Here is a 13,991-nt window from a genome sequence, read left to right on the forward strand (position 1 = left end):
CGCAAAGCGAATAGCGAAACCTTGGCTTAACCGGTCGTTCGCTATGCGGGGCGCATGGCCTATGATCCCGGTGCAATCGATGCGACGTTGGCGGCAGCCGTGGGCGACGAGCCCGCGCTGATCGCCGAGTTGCGCGCAGCCTTTCTCGACAGCGTTCAGCACGGGCTCGCCGTGCTCGAAGCCGCGCGCGGCGACGTGGCGTGGCGCGAGGCTGCGTTCCGGCTGCGCGGGTTGGCCGCGAGTTTCGGCGCGGTGCGGCTGATGGCAATCGCGACCGAGGCGGCCGAGGCGGAAGCGCACGATGCCGCACTGCTCCGCCGGCTGCGGCGCGCGGTCGAGCGCCTCTGAGCATTTCTCGGGCTTTGCCTTAATCGCGCTAAGGCCTTAACAGCCCTGCGATGCTGGCAGGACTGATTTTTGCGACCGAAGATGCCGATGACCGGATGGGTGTGCTCGCCGCGACGCTGCCGTTCGGCGGATTGACGCTGATCGAGTTCCAGGCGCGCTTGCTCGCGGAGGCTGGCGCCACGCAGATCATCCTGATCGTTGCGCGCATGACCCCCGAATTGCTTGGTGCGATCAGCCGGATCGGGCGCCGCGGCGTCTCGGTCGATGCGGTCCGCACCGCGGCCGAGGCGCTCGAGAAGCTCCATCCGCTCGCGCGCGTGCTCGTCGTAGCGGACGGCGTGGTGACGACGGGCGACGTCGTCCAGGCGATCGCGCTGATGCCGCACGATACCCTGCTCGTCACCAACGAAGGCGATCCGCATTACGAGCGCGTCGGCGCGGACACCGCCTGGGCCGGCCTGGCGTTGCTCGACGGCAAGCGCGTCGCCGAGGTAGCCGCCCTGCCGCGCGACTATGATTTCCAGTCGACGCTGTTGCGCGTCGCGGCGCAGGGCGGTGCCGATCATGTCCATCTCGATTCGCATATGGCGGTCAACCATAGCATCGAGCGGAGCGCACAGGCGCTGGCGCGGCGTGGCAACGGAATGGTCGCCGCGCTCGTCGCCAAGCCGTTGCGCTGGGCGGACCGCTATCTGCTCGCGCCGCTCGTGCGATTCGCGCTCCCGCCGCTGATGGCGCGCACCGTGCCGACGCTCGGGCTGATCGCGGCGAGTGGCGTTGCGGCGATTGGCGGGTTCTTCACCATCCTTTCAGGGCATCCGGCGATCGGCATGGGCATCACCTGCCTCGCGATCGTGATAGCGACGGTAGCTTCAGCGATCGCGTGGGTGCGCGATGAGAGCGGGCTCGCGCAGTTCGCCGACCATGCCAAGCCGGGCATGGCTGCACTTGCGGCGCTGCTGGTCGGCTATGGCGCCGCGCGACCGGCCGGACCGATTCTCGCGGTCGCGTTGGTGATTGCGGCGGCGTTGCTCGAGCGGGCCGCCGATCCGGCGTTGCAGCGGCGCTGGTGGGCGAGCCCTGCGGCCTATCCCGCGGTGCTGTTCGTCGTCCTGCTGCTTGGGCAACCGCTGCTCGCGCTGGCTGCGGCGGGGCTTTATGCGGCGGGGACGCTTGCCGCTGCCATTGAGGGGTTTCGTCAAAAGCCTTAGCTTGGCTTTAACGACAACCCCCTAGATGCTTGACGCATGTCGATCGAACGTCGCGACATCGATGACGGCGCCCAAGCGGGTGCCATGGCGCTGCTTGCCCGGGCAGCGGCGGCGGATGGCCGTGCCGATTCGCGGCTGCGCGGCGCGATCGACGATTTCTATCTTTCCGATCATGCCCGGCTCGATGACCGGACGCGGCTCGCGATGGGGCGCGTGCTCGATGATCTTGCGCTTGGCGTGGAAGCCGCGCTGCGGGGCCATGCCGCGCGCCTGCTCGCGGCGCGCGCGGTGCCGCACCTGGCCGATGCGCTCGGTCGCGAATCGCCCGCGACGCGCGATCGCTTGATCGGCTCGGGGCTGATGCGCGATCCCGATCTGATGCGCGAACTGTTCGGGCGTGTGCGGCAGGATCTGCTCGCCGACGCTTTGCCGAGCGAAGCGCCCGAGGATCCCGATCGTGCAAGCTTGTTGCCGCGGCTCGTCGGCGCGGCCGATGGCGTCGTCGCGGCGGGCGCGATGGCGTTGCTCTCGGCGGAAAGCCGGCGGCGCATCCCGCTGCCGCCCGGCCAGCCCTTGTCGACCGAATTGCCCGCGGAATTGCATCACCGCTTGGTCTGGTGGGTCGCGGCGGTACTGCGCGAACGCTTTGGAGATGGCGCGCCCGATGCGCTGGCGCAGCTCGATCGTGCGCTGTCCGAGGCTGCGTTGCGCAGCATCGCCGCGCATGACGAGGGCGAGCGGCTCGAAGCGGTCGCGCTGCGGCTTGCCGCCGCGCTCGATCCGCAGGCGGACGAATTCGCCGGGCTGCTGGTCGAAGCGCTCGCCGACCGCCGGCTTGCTCTGTTCATCGCCTTGCTCGCGCATGCGATGGGGATCGATTACGACGACGCGCGCGAGATCGTGCTCGATCCCGGCGCCGACCGCTTGTGGCTGTTGCTGCGCGCACTCGAGCTCGACCGCCAATCGATTGCGCGAATCGGTCTGGCATTGAGCGAGGCCGATCCGGCGCGCGATATCGATCGCTTCGCCGACGGGCTCGACGTCATCGCCGCGATCGATCCGGTGCTCGCGCGGCAGGCGCTCGCGCCGCTGTTGCTCCACCGCGATTACCGCGCCGCGCTGGTTGCGCTAGGGCGCGGACGATGAACGTGAACGAACCGATGCTGCCGCCGGTGCGCGGGCTGATCGACCGCGATGGGCGGCTGGTCGAGGCCGACCAGCGGCTGTACGATCTGAACGCACGCGCGGGCGGGGCGATCGGGCTTCCGCTCGCAGTGCCGCAGATCGCGACGCTCGTGCATCTGGCGCAGCGGCTCGGCATCCTCGTCTCGCGCGGGATCGTCGCGGCGGACGGCGACGAAGACCTCGAACTCTGGGTGCGCGCACAGCCCGAGACCGGGCCGAGCAAGGCGCCCGACGGGGTGCGGCTGACGATCACCGGCTGGCGTGTGCGCGCGCCGTGGTATCCCGGCGACATCGCCAATGACCGCGCCAGCGATTTCCTGCGCAGCGAAGCCGACTGGCTGTGGGAAACCGACAGCGCGCTGCGGCTGACCTTCCTGTCGATCACCGCTGGGCCCCGCTACGGCTTCGATGCGGCCGCGATGCTTGGCCAGCCGTTGACGCGGCTGTTCATTCTCGGCGAGAGCGATGGCGGTGCGTTCCCGATCCTCGGCGGGCTCGCCTTGCAGCAGCGCTTCGACGATCAACCCGCGCGGATCCGCGATTCGGCACGCGCGGTGCGCTTGTCGGCGACGCCGCGGACCGACGCGAGCGGGGCGTTTGCCGGGTTCGTCGGCGCGGTCGAGATGCTCGACGATGCGCCGGTGGCAGAACCTACGCCTAGCACCGACGCGACGATCAGCGCGTTTGCCGAGCGGCTCGATCAAGCGCTGCGGCTGCCGCTCGACCGGATCATTGCCAATGCCGACAGCATTTACGACCAGTCCGAAGGGCCGCTGCGCCAGGATTATGCCGATTACGCGGCCGACATCGCGAGTGCGGGGCGGCATCTGCGCGGGCTCGTCGACGATCTGGTCGATCTCCAGGCGATCGAGCGACCCGATTTCGCGGTGCTGCACGAGTTTGTCGATCTGGCCGACGTTGCGCGTCGGGCCGCTGGCTTGCTGCAAGTCCGCGCGAGCGAGGCACGTGTGCGAGTCGATCGGCCCGGGTTTGGCGAGACGCTTGCGGCGACGGGTGAATTCCGCCGTGCGCTCCAAATTCTCGTCAATCTGATCGGCAATGCGGTGCGCTATTCGCCGACCGACGGGATGGTGTGGGTCCGCGCCGAGCGTGAGGGTGGCATCGCCGCGGTGATCGTTGCCGACCAGGGCAAGGGTATCGCGCTCGACGACCAGGCGCGCATTTTCGAGAAGTTCGAGCGCGTCGATCCGCGCGAAGCCGGGGGCAGCGGGCTCGGCCTCTATATCGCGCGGCGGCTGGCGCGGGCGATGGGGGGCGATGTCACGGTCGATTCGGCGCCGGGGCAGGGTGCGCGCTTCGTGTTTACGCTGCCGGCGGCGTAGCGCGGAAACGCCACTCCGGCCTTGTGCCCGGGTCTACCGTGCCGCGCGTTCTCCGCGGGCAGTACGCGTATCCGAGTGGGCCTCGGCACGAGGCCGGGGTGACGATAGGGGAGGCGCCTCAGCGGCGCGCCCACCAGATCAAACCAGCGCCCGCGAGCGCGACAATCGCGCCGTAGAGCACCCAGCTGCCCTGTTTGAGCATGAAGCTCGAGGCCGGCCACATGATCAGCCCGGCCCCCTGGCCTGCGAACAGCAGGCCGAACGCAAGGATCAAGACGCCCGCCACCAAGGCGAGCGCCTTGACCCCGCTCACGTGCGGTCAGCCAGCGGCACGAAGTCGCGTTGCGTGGGACCGGTGTAGAGCTGGCGCGGACGGCCGATCTTCTGCTCGGGATCCGAGATCATCTCGTTCCACTGCGCGACCCAGCCGACGGTGCGGGCAAGCGCGAACAGCGCGGTGAACATCGTCGTCGGGAAGCCGATCGCCGAGAGGATCACGCCGGAATAGAAATCGACGTTCGGGAACAGCTTCTTCTCGATGAAGTACGGATCGCTCAGCGCCATCTCCTCGAGCGCGATCGCGACGTCGAACACAGGATCGGTCACGCCGAGCTCGCCGAGCACTTCGCGAACGGTCTGCTGCATCACGGTCGCGCGCGGATCGTAGTTCTTATAGACGCGGTGACCGAAGCCCATCAGGCGGAACGGATCGTTCTTGTCCTTGGCGCGCGCGATATACTCGGGGATGCGGTCGACGGTGCCGATCTCGCGCAGCATGTTGAGCGCGGCTTCATTGGCGCCGCCATGCGCGGGGCCCCACAGGCAAGCGATGCCGGCCGCGATGCACGCGAACGGATTGGCGCCCGACGAGCCGGCAAGCCGGACGGTCGAGGTCGACGCGTTCTGCTCGTGATCGGCATGGAGGATGAAGATGCGGTCCATCGCCTTTTCGACGACGGGGTTCACGACATACTCTTCGGCCGGAACGCCGAAGGTCATCTGCAGGAAGTTGCCGGTGTAGCTGAGATTGTTCTTCGGCGACATGAACGGCTGGCCGATCGAATATTTGTACGCCATCGCGGCGATCGTCGGCATCTTGGCGATGAGGCGATGGCTCGCGATCATGCGCTGCTGCGGATCGGTGATGTCGGCCGAATCCTGGTAGAAGGCCGAGAGCGCGCCGACGACGCCGCACATGATCGCCATCGGATGCGCGTCGCGACGGAAGCCGCGATAGAAGGTCGCGAGCTGCTCGTGGAGCATCGTGTGGCGGCTGATCGTGTAGCTGAATTTGTCGAGCTCGTCCTTGGTCGGCAGCTCGCCGTTGAGGAGGAGGTGGCAGACCTCCATGAAGGTCGACTTCTCGGCGAGCTGGCCGATCGGATAGCCGCGGTGGAGCAGCACGCCCTCGTCGCCATCGATGTAAGTGATCGCCGAGTCGCACGATGCGGTCGACGTGAAGCCCGGGTCGTAGGTGAACATGCCCGTTTGCGCATAGAGCTTGCGGATATCGATCACATCGGGACCGACGCTGCCCGACAGGACCTTGAGATCGAGGTCCTTGCCTGCGGCGTTCAGCTTGACGGAGTCAGTCATCGTGGTCCTTTCGAAATCTTAAGCGGCCATCTGGTCGGCGATACGCCCCAGGCTCTCGTCGCGCCCGAGCAGATCGAGCACGTCGAAGATTCCGGGCGAGGTCTTGCGTCCGGTCAGTGCGGCGCGCAGCGGCTGCGCGACTTGACCCAACTTGACCCCTGCATCCTCGGCGACCTGCCGGACCGCAGCTTCGAGCGTCTCCGTATCCCAGCTTTCGGTCGCGTCAAGCGCGACGTGCAGTCGGGCGAGTAAAGCGCGTGCATCTGGGCTTAACAGCGCGGTCGCTTCGGCGTGCATTTCCACCGGTCGAACGTGGAAAAGGAACGCCGTTCCCGCGGCCAGCTCGTTGAGGTTGGCGGCACGCGGCTTCAGCGATGCCATGCTGCGACGAAGTATGTCTGCCTGACGGTCCGTCGGTTCGAAGCCGAGCTGCGGCGTGATGAGCGCGGCAAGGCGCGCATCATCCGCCTGGCGGATATATTGACCGTTTAGGTTCTCGAGCTTCTTGAGATCGAACCGCGATGGTGATTTGCCGACGCCGTCGAGATCGAACCATTCGATTGCCTGGTCGCGGCTGATGAGTTCGTCATCGCCATGCCCCCAACCGAGACGCAGCAGATAGTTATCGAGCGCCTCGGGCAGCACGCCCAGTTCATCGCGATAATATTCGACGCCGACCGCGCCGTGGCGCTTCGACAGCTTGGCGCCGTCCGAGCCGTGGATCAGCGGGATGTGCGCATAGACCGGGTCGGGCCAGCCGCCTTCGATCGCGTGCATCGCGCGGATGATCGGCAATTGGCGGAAAGCGTTGTTGAGATGATCGTCGCCGCGAATCACGTGCGTCACGCCCATGTCGTGATCGTCGACGACGACCGCGAGCATATAGGTCGGCGTACCGTCCGAGCGGAGCAGGACGAGATCGTCGAGCTCGGCATTCTGCACCGTAACCGATCCCTGGACCTTGTCCTCGATCGTCGTCGCGCCATCGAGCGGGGCCTTGAGCCGGACGACGAACGGGCGCGTCTCGGCGCTGGTGTCGGCGTCGCGATACGGGCTGCGCACGCGCAGCGGCTTCTTCGCGGCATCGGCCTCGGCGCGCATCGCGGCGAGTTCGTCCTGCGTCAGATAGCAGCGATAGGCATGGCCATGCTCGACCATCGTGTGCGCGACCTGCGCATGGCGGTCGGCGCGCTGCGATTGATAGACTTCGGTGCCGTCCCAATCGAGCTCAAGCCAGCGCAGCGAGGTGAGGATCGCGTCGATCGCCGGCTGGGTCGAGCGCGCGCGATCGGTATCCTCGATCCGCAACAGGAACTGGCCGCCGTGATGCCGCGCGTAGAGCCAGTTGAACAAGGCGGTGCGCGCCCCGCCAATGTGCAGAAACCCGGTCGGCGACGGCGCGAACCGCGTGACGACCTTGGTGTCGGATGCGCCGGCGGCGGGGGCCGCGGCGGGGTCAGATATTGCGCTCAATCGCGCATGCTCCCAGACTAGAGATTGGATGGCCGGATCAGCCTTGAGCGCCTCTAGCACGCACCTTCCTGCGCTTCAAATCGGCGTGCCGCGGGGGTGGTTCGGCGTCGGCGATCGACTCGAGAGCTGGCTCGAGGCCGAGCGCGATCAATTGCCGCTGTGGTTGCCGGTGGCGCTCGGCGCGGGGATCGCGCTGTGGTTCGTGCTGCCCGATCCGGCGGCATGGGAAGCGGCTGGTCTAGTGGCGATCGCGGTGGCGCTCGCCGGGGTGGCGCTGGCGCTGCATGGGCGTGCGGCGCGGGTCGTCGCGGTTGGCGGGTTTGCGGTCGCGATCGGGCTTGGGCTGATCTGGTGGCGCGCCGAGCGCGTGGCGCACGTGGTGCTCGCAGAACCGACGATCGCAACCTTCACCGCACGAGTCGAGCGGGTCGAGCCGCTTGCGGCGCGCGATGTGGTGCGGTTGCGGCTGGCCCCGCTGCACGTGCTGGCGGTGCCCGCGACGCGCGAGCCGGTTCGGCCGTTGCCGACGCTGCCAGCGCATATCCGCGTCAATCTCGTCGATGCCGACGTTCCCGTGGGACTGGTGCCGGGTGCGACGCTGCGGCTCTCGGCGCGGCTGATGCCGCCGCCGCCGCCCGGCGTGCCCGGCGCCTATGACTATGCGCGGACCGCCTGGTTCGACGCGATCGGCGCGACCGGGCGTGGCTTTGCGCCGATCACGATCCTCGCTGGCGGTGGGACAGGCGGCGTCGGCCTGCGGCAGCGGCTGTCGCAGCACATCCAAGCGAGCGCTGGCGGGGGCGGGGTGGGGGGCATCGCCGCATCGCTCGCGACGGGGGATCAAGGCGGGATCCCGCTCGCCGACAATGAGGCGATGCGCCGATCCGGGCTCGCGCATTTGCTGTCGGTGAGCGGTCTGCATATCACCGCGGCGGTCGGCGCGGTGATGTTGCTGGTCGGGCGCTTGCTCGCGCTCAGCCCGTGGATCGCGCTGAAGACGCGCGTTCCGTTGATCGCGGCGGGTGCGGGGGCGCTCGCGGCGATCGGCTACACGCTGCTGACCGGGGCCGAGGTGCCGACGATCCGCTCGTGCGTCGCGGCGTTGCTCGTGCTGGTCGCTTTGGCGCTGGGCCGGCAGGCGCTGACGCTGCGGCTGGTCGCGGCGGGGGCGATCGTGGTGCTGTTGCTGTACCCCGAGGCGCTCGCCGGGCCGAGTTTTCAGTTGTCATTCGCGGCGGTCGCGGCGATCGTCTCGCTCAACGAACATCCCCGGTTGCGCGTGTGGTTCGGGCCGCGCGAGCAGACGCGGCTGGCGCGGATCGCGCGTGAACTGGCGTCGCTGCTGCTGACCGGGATCGTCGTCGAGCTCGCTTTGCTGCCGATCGCGCTGTTCCACTTCCACAAAGCCGGGATTTACGGCGCGGTCGCCAATATCGTCGCGATCCCGCTGACGACGTTCGTGACGATGCCGTGCGAGGCGTTGGCGTTGCTGTTCGATACGGTGGGCGCGGGGCTGCCGTTCTGGTGGCTGACGGCTCGCTCGCTCGATCTGCTGTTGTGGATTGCGCACATGACTGCGGCGGTCCCGGGCTCGGTCGCGCCACTGCCGGCAATGCCGGGCGCCGCTTACGCGCTGATGGTGGTGGGCGGATTGTGGATCGGCCTGTGGCGCACGCGCTGGCGGCGGCTGGGGGCGCTGCCGCTAGCGATCGGCTTGGCATGGGCGCTGCTGACCCCGGCGCCCGATCTGATCGTCACCGGAGACGGTCGGCATGTCGCGATCCGCACCTCGGCGGGCGACGTCGCTTTGCTGCGCGACCGGACCGGGGACTATACCGCCGACATGCTCGCCGAGAATGGCGGGATCGCTGCGCTCCCGGTATTGATGTCCGAGCAGCACGAGGCGCGCTGCAGCCGCGACCTCTGCCTGATGACGCGGACCGTCGCAGGGCGACAGTGGCGCATCCTGGCGACGCGCAGCGCGTATCATGTCCCGACGCTCGACCTCGTCGCGGCGTGTGCCGGCGCCGACATCGTGATCAGCGAGCGGCGCTTGCCGCGCCATTGCGTTCCGCAGTGGCTGCGGCTCGACCGCGAGACGCTGGCGCAAACCGGCGGCGTTGCGATCGCTTTGGCATCGCATTCGGTGCGGACCGTTCGCCATCCGGGCGACCGGCATCCGTGGATCGCGGCGCCGGAGGGCGACGCTGGTCGGCGGCGGTGGGTTGGCCGGATGCGTTGGCGCGCTCGATTGTCGGGGAGGGCTGGGGCAGCAGTAACGGACGGGAAACGATAGGGCGGGGTGGCCTTGCGGCTTTCCCCCAAATACCGGAAGATCCTCGGGACGTTCCCGCATCTCGGAGCCTGCACGCCGTGGCTGACCAAGCGATCAAAGGGCCCGCATCGTACTTTCCATCGATCGAGAAGACCTATGGCCGTCCGATCGCAGAGTGGCAGGCGATGGTGCGCGAGCGTTTGCCGGAAAAACACATGGCGCTCGTCACCATGCTGAAGACCGAGCATGGCATGGGCCACGGCCACGCCAACGCGCTCGTCGCGCACACCCTTGCCGAGCACAAAGACTGAGCCGCTCGATCGCTCGCCGCGCGACCATCAAGCGCGACGGTCGATCACGCCGACCGTGGCTCAGTCGTACCGGCGTAACAGCCCGGCGAGCTTGCCCTGCACGCGCACCTGGGCGGGGGCATAACGCTGCGGATCGTAGGCGCGGTTGGCCGGATCGAGCCGCACCATTGCACCTTCGCGACGGAAGAATTTGAGCGTCGCCTCGCTCTCTTCGATCAAAGCCACGACAATCTCGCCGTCGCGCGCGACATCCTGGCGCTTGATCAGCGCATAGTCGCCATCGAGGATGCCCGCCTCGACCATCGAATCGCCTGACACCTCGAGCGCATAATGCTCGCCATTGCCGAGCAAAGCCGCGGGGACCGAGAGCATCGATGCGCCCTCGAACGCCTCGATCGGCACGCCTGCCGCGATCCGGCCATGCAGCGGGATTTCGATCACGTCGTTGGCAGGCTGTGGTGCTGCACGCGAAGCGGCGGCGGGGGCCGCCTTGGTCGGGGTCTTGATTCCACGCTCGGGCATCTTGAGCACTTCGAGCGCCCGCGCGCGGTTGGGCAGGCGGCGGATGAACTGGCGTTCCTCGAGCGCGCTGATCAAGCGATGGACGCCCGACTTCGACTTGAGGTCGAGCGCTTCCTTCATTTCCTCGAAGGACGGCGATACCCCGGTCTCGTCGAGCCGGTCGTTGATGAAGCAGATCAGCTCATGCTGCTTGCGGGTAAGCATCGCGCGGCCCTTTCGTCGGAACAGACGACGAACCTATACGGAACGAAAAATCGCCCGTCAAGCGATGCTGTCACCGTCCGGCGCAGGTATCCTGCGAGTCGCTGGTCGCACTCCCCGCGATGCCGCGGAGCAGTTCGATGCATGCGTCATGGTGAATGTTCGTGCCTTGCAGCCCCACGGGAAACGCGCTGGCGAGCGCGAGCCCGACATTATGGAAGGGTTCGCCGATCCGGCGATCGACGCGCCGCGGCGGCGGGGTGCCGTAATCGGGCGTCGGGGCGGGCGGCGGGGTGCCGATCGCGCTGACCGGGAGCGCGAGCGCGGCGCTATGGCCTGCCGAAATCAGCGTGTGGAAGTGCGTGCGCACCGCTTCGGTTGCGTTCACGAGCAGCCGCCCGATCTGGGCGTCATCCGCGTCGGCCGCGGCGCCGACGTGGGGTGCGCCATGGTCCAGCCGCCGGATTCGTGGGGGCGAATATGGCGGTGCTGGAGGACGATCGGCGCATGATGACGCGGGTCGGCGAGGATGCGGGCGAACGTCGCCATGACGCTCATGCGCGAACGCTCGAGCACTTGCAGGAAGCTGCGACCGTCCGACCATCGCAGCCCGGTGATCCTGTCGAGCGCGGTATTATGCCGTGATTGTTCGAGGATGCCGGCGAGGTCGGCCGTGACGCTCGAAACGGTGTTCCCGCTGACATAAAGGATTCGCCGCATGCCCTTGTGTCCTTCTCGTGAGGGCCGGGGCTAGGGGGGTGTCGGCAGCCTGTCGTTGCGGTGGATCGTGTATCGGTATCGTATCCTGAATCAGGTGCGCACTGTCGCTGACGATCGCGCCGTGGTCGGCGTCGTGCAGGCCCCGGTGCAACTCGAAAGCCACAGCCAGCCGACAAAGCAGATGTGGCGGCACACCTGTCATAATCGCGTCACAATCCCGACCTAGCCGCGCGGTCGGGGTCACACCGCACCACGCAGGAGCGCGGACGCGTCGCCGCGCAGGACAACAAGTCCGCTGCGGCGAACGGTGTGGGCAGCCTATTTCATCTATCGGGGGAACATCATGTCCAAGTCACACGCCGCCAAGGCGCTCCTTCTGCTCGGCACCGCGTTCGGCGCGATCGCCAGCATCGGTTCGGCCAGCGCCCAGGAAGCCGCTGCGCCCGTCGCCGCGGTCGAGGCCGCGCCAGAGAGCGACAGCCTCGGCGACATCGTCGTCACCGCGCAGCGTCGCAGCGAAAATCTGCAGAAAGTGCCCGTGTCGGTCGGCGTACTGTCGGGTGCCGATCTGCGGACCTACACCTCGGGCGGCAGCGACACGCTGCTCGAACTCGCCAACCGCGTGCCCGGCCTCTACGCCGAGACGACGACCGGCAAGATCTTCCCGCGCTTCTACATCCGCGGTCTCGGCAACATCGATTTCTACCTCGGCGCATCGCAGCCGGTGTCGATCATCCAGGACGAGGTCGTGCTCGAGCATGTCGTGCTCAAGTCGAACCCGGTCTATGACGTCAACCAGATCGAAGTGCTGCGCGGGCCGCAGGGCACGCTGTTCGGCCGCAACACCACGGCCGGCATCATCAAGTTCGACACCAACCGCCCGACCAACGAGTTCACCGGCCGCGCGACCGCGTCGTATGGCACGTATAACACCGTCAGCGTCGACGCCGGCGTCGGCGGTCCGATCGTCAAGGACGTGCTGAGCTTCCGCGTGTCGGGCCTGTACCAGCGCCGCGACAACTGGATCGACAACACCTATACCGGCCCGAGCGACGACGGCACCGTCGGCGGCAAGGACAAGCTCGGCGGCTTCGAAGAGAAGGACATCCGCGTCCAGCTGATGCTGACCCCGCCCGAGACCGGCTTCACCGGCTTGGTTTCGGCGCATGCGCGCGATTATTCGGGCACCTCGACGATCTTCCATCGCGGCGCGATCCTGCGCGGCAGCAACGACGTCAGCGCGGCACCGCGCGCGAGCGTCGCGCTCGATGAGGGCGGCGGTAACCGTCAGGCGTACAAGACCTATGGCGGCTCGTTCAACGCGAAGAACGATTTCGGCGCGGTCACGCTGACCTCGATCACCGCGTACGAGACGACCAAGGGTTATAGCCGTGGTGACACCGATGGCGGTGCTGCGAGCAACTTCGCCGGCGGCAAGTTCTACGGCGAGAGCCAGGGCCGCGTGCGCGATCTCGACCAGCTGAGCGAGGAAGTTCGCCTCGCGAGCAACGGCACGGGCCGCTTCAAGTGGCAGATCGGCGGGATCTATTTCGAATCGCGCGACACGACCGAGTTCGACCAGCGCGGCTTCTTCCTGCTCAACAATTCGTTCGGCACCAATCCCAACCCGAACAACTTCGTCGTGCTGCGCAACACCAACACGTCGTATGCGGGCTTCGGCCAGGCGAGCTATCAGATCCTCCCCAAGCTGACGCTGACCGGCGGCGTGCGCGTGACCTATGACGAGAAGAAGACGCGCCTCGTCACCCCGCCGCGCACCGCAGCGGGCGTGTCGACCTTCCCGGCGACCGCGGCGACCAACGTCCGCCTCGCCGACACGCAGCCGAGCTGGGAAGCGAGCCTCAACTATGCGGTCGATCCCGACGTCAACGTGTTCGCGCGCGTCTCGCACGGCTTCCGCGGGCCGACGATCCAGGGCCGCAACGCGGTGTTCAGCTCGGCATTCGTGACCGCGGGGTCGGAGACGATCACGTCGTACGAGGCAGGCTTCAAGTCGAACCTGTTCGGCAACACGCTGCGCTTCAACGCGACGGGCTTCTACTACAAGGTCCACAACATCCAGCTGAACGGCAACGATGCCAACAACAACGGCCTGCTGTTCAACGCCAACCAGGCGCAGGCGTGGGGCGGCGAGGCCGAGCTGACGTGGCGCCCGGTGCGCGACTTCACGCTGGGTCTGGGTGGCAGCGTGCTGCACACCGAGATCAACGACACGCGCGTCTATACCCCGGCGTGCTTCCTCAACGGGGCGCTGACCTGCACCGTGCTCAACCCGACGATCGCGATCCGCAACGCCGCAGGGGTTACGACCGCCACGCTCGCGCAGATCAACGGCAACGCGCTCCCCAACGCGCCGAAGTATCAGCTCGACGCGAACGCACGCTACGACTTCCCGCTCGGCAATGGCGGCAAGCTGTTCGTCGGCGGCGACGTGACGTTGCAGGGCTACACCAGCTTCGTGCCGTACAAGACGGTTGAATATACGTCGGAGGGCACGTTCGAGGCTGGGCTCAAGGCGGGCTATACCGGTCCCGACAGCAAGTATGAGCTGGCGGTGTTCGTGCGCAACCTGACCAATGAGAAGAACCTCAAGGGCGTGCTCGACAACTATAATGCCGCGGTATTCAACGACCCGCGGATCATCGGCGTAACGCTTAGCGGCAAGTTCTGATGCGGTGAGGGCGGGGCGCTGTAGCGGCCCGCCCTTACGATCCGGACTCATCCCCGTCATCCTCGCGAAGGCGAGGATCCCGCTTCTTCTGCTGGTGTCCGGGCAAGGCAGCGG

13 protein-coding genes are annotated in these 13,991 nt (G+C 67.4%); 7 read left to right on the forward strand and 6 right to left on the reverse strand.

All coding sequences use genetic code 11. The features are described from left to right. Positions 1-54 precede the first annotated feature (54 nt). From ACP7C5_RS14050 to ACP7C5_RS14065, 4 genes are read left to right on the forward strand one after another with little or no spacing between them, the layout of a single operon-like run. The gene (locus ACP7C5_RS14050; RefSeq protein ID WP_133187189.1) at positions 55-348 is read left to right on the forward strand and encodes an Hpt domain-containing protein; all 294 of its coding nucleotides are present in this window, start codon (positions 55-57) and stop codon (positions 346-348) included. Between the two features lie 50 nt (positions 349-398). Beyond that, complete coding sequence (locus ACP7C5_RS14055) at positions 399-1,559, forward strand: hypothetical protein (protein ID WP_426264729.1); 1,161 nt, start codon at positions 399-401, stop codon at positions 1,557-1,559. 36 nt (positions 1,560-1,595) lie between these two features. Continuing rightward, entirely contained in the window at positions 1,596-2,705 is a 1,110-nt protein-coding gene (locus ACP7C5_RS14060) for a DUF2336 domain-containing protein (protein ID WP_426264730.1), read from the forward strand. Continuing rightward, positions 2,702-4,087, forward strand: coding sequence for a sensor histidine kinase (locus ACP7C5_RS14065; protein ID WP_426264731.1), 1,386 nt, complete (start codon positions 2,702-2,704; stop codon positions 4,085-4,087). The genes ACP7C5_RS14060 and ACP7C5_RS14065 overlap by 4 nt, the downstream gene beginning before the upstream one ends. Before the next feature lie 118 nt (positions 4,088-4,205). Here ACP7C5_RS14065 and ACP7C5_RS14070 read toward each other — a convergent pair whose 3' ends face one another. The 3 genes from ACP7C5_RS14070 to gltX are packed head-to-tail and all read right to left on the reverse strand — an operon-like array spanning position 4,206 to position 7,156. Then, positions 4,206-4,400 carry a hypothetical protein gene (locus ACP7C5_RS14070; protein WP_426264732.1) on the reverse strand — a complete coding sequence of 65 codons (195 nt, stop codon included), beginning with the start codon at positions 4,398-4,400 and terminating at the stop codon, positions 4,206-4,208. Then, the gene (locus ACP7C5_RS14075) at positions 4,397-5,683 is read right to left on the reverse strand and encodes a citrate synthase (protein ID WP_189676791.1); all 1,287 of its coding nucleotides are present in this window, start codon (positions 5,681-5,683) and stop codon (positions 4,397-4,399) included. The genes ACP7C5_RS14070 and ACP7C5_RS14075 overlap by 4 nt, the downstream gene beginning before the upstream one ends. Positions 5,684-5,701: 18 nt before the next feature. After that, on the reverse strand, positions 5,702-7,156 hold the full coding sequence (gltX, locus tag ACP7C5_RS14080; RefSeq protein ID WP_426264733.1) for a glutamate--tRNA ligase: 1,455 nt from the start codon (positions 7,154-7,156) through the stop codon (positions 5,702-5,704). An 85-nt stretch (positions 7,157-7,241) separates the two neighbouring features. Here gltX and ACP7C5_RS14085 point away from each other — a divergent pair, with 85 nt between their 5' ends. Both ACP7C5_RS14085 and ACP7C5_RS14090 read left to right on the forward strand, forming a co-directional pair. Further along, positions 7,242-9,452 (forward strand): ComEC/Rec2 family competence protein, encoded by a 2,211-nt coding sequence (locus tag ACP7C5_RS14085; protein WP_426264847.1) that lies wholly within the window; start codon positions 7,242-7,244, stop codon positions 9,450-9,452. A gap of 77 nt (positions 9,453-9,529) precedes the next feature. Continuing rightward, positions 9,530-9,742: a DUF4287 domain-containing protein gene (locus tag ACP7C5_RS14090; protein WP_426264734.1), complete on the forward strand. Its 213-nt coding sequence runs from the start codon at positions 9,530-9,532 to the stop codon at positions 9,740-9,742. A 60-nt stretch (positions 9,743-9,802) separates the two neighbouring features. Here the strand turns inward: ACP7C5_RS14090 and lexA are convergent, their stop codons facing one another. From lexA to ACP7C5_RS14105, 3 genes are all read right to left on the reverse strand, one after another. Continuing rightward, positions 9,803-10,468, reverse strand: a complete 666-nt coding sequence (lexA, locus tag ACP7C5_RS14095) for a transcriptional repressor LexA (RefSeq protein ID WP_133187207.1) — start codon at positions 10,466-10,468, stop codon at positions 9,803-9,805. Between the two features lie 70 nt (positions 10,469-10,538). Then, complete coding sequence (locus tag ACP7C5_RS14100) at positions 10,539-10,853, reverse strand: hypothetical protein (protein ID WP_426264735.1); 315 nt, start codon at positions 10,851-10,853, stop codon at positions 10,539-10,541. After that, on the reverse strand, positions 10,850-11,185 hold the full coding sequence (locus ACP7C5_RS14105) for a BLUF domain-containing protein (RefSeq protein ID WP_426264736.1): 336 nt from the start codon (positions 11,183-11,185) through the stop codon (positions 10,850-10,852). Before ACP7C5_RS14105 ends, ACP7C5_RS14100 begins: the two co-directional genes overlap by 4 nt. 343 nt (positions 11,186-11,528) lie before the next feature. Between ACP7C5_RS14105 and ACP7C5_RS14110 the strand changes: the two genes are divergently transcribed. Further along, positions 11,529-13,877 carry a TonB-dependent receptor gene (locus ACP7C5_RS14110; protein ID WP_426264737.1) on the forward strand — a complete coding sequence of 783 codons (2,349 nt, stop codon included), beginning with the start codon at positions 11,529-11,531 and terminating at the stop codon, positions 13,875-13,877. Positions 13,878-13,991: the final 114 nt, after the last annotated feature.

This window comes from Sphingomonas sp. PWP1-2, from assembly GCF_049898305.1.
Classification (GTDB): Bacteria; Pseudomonadota; Alphaproteobacteria; order Sphingomonadales; family Sphingomonadaceae; genus Sphingomonas; species Sphingomonas glacialis.

Excerpts from the sequence above, each read along its gene's own strand:
- ACP7C5_RS14065 (WP_426264731.1), top strand. The coding sequence starts at position 2,702 with ATGAACGTGAACGAACCGATGCTGCCGCCGGTGCGCGGGCTGATCGAC.
- lexA (WP_133187207.1), bottom strand. The coding sequence starts at position 10,468 with ATGCTTACCCGCAAGCAGCATGAGCTGATCTGCTTCATCAACGACCGG.
- ACP7C5_RS14105 (WP_426264736.1), bottom strand. The coding sequence starts at position 11,185 with ATGCGGCGAATCCTTTATGTCAGCGGGAACACCGTTTCGAGCGTCACG.
- ACP7C5_RS14055 (WP_426264729.1), top strand. The coding sequence starts at position 399 with ATGCTGGCAGGACTGATTTTTGCGACCGAAGATGCCGATGACCGGATG.
- ACP7C5_RS14050 (WP_133187189.1), top strand. The coding sequence starts at position 55 with ATGGCCTATGATCCCGGTGCAATCGATGCGACGTTGGCGGCAGCCGTG.
- ACP7C5_RS14110 (WP_426264737.1), top strand. The coding sequence starts at position 11,529 with ATGTCCAAGTCACACGCCGCCAAGGCGCTCCTTCTGCTCGGCACCGCG.
- ACP7C5_RS14075 (WP_189676791.1), bottom strand. The coding sequence starts at position 5,683 with ATGACTGACTCCGTCAAGCTGAACGCCGCAGGCAAGGACCTCGATCTC.
- ACP7C5_RS14060 (WP_426264730.1), top strand. The coding sequence starts at position 1,596 with ATGTCGATCGAACGTCGCGACATCGATGACGGCGCCCAAGCGGGTGCC.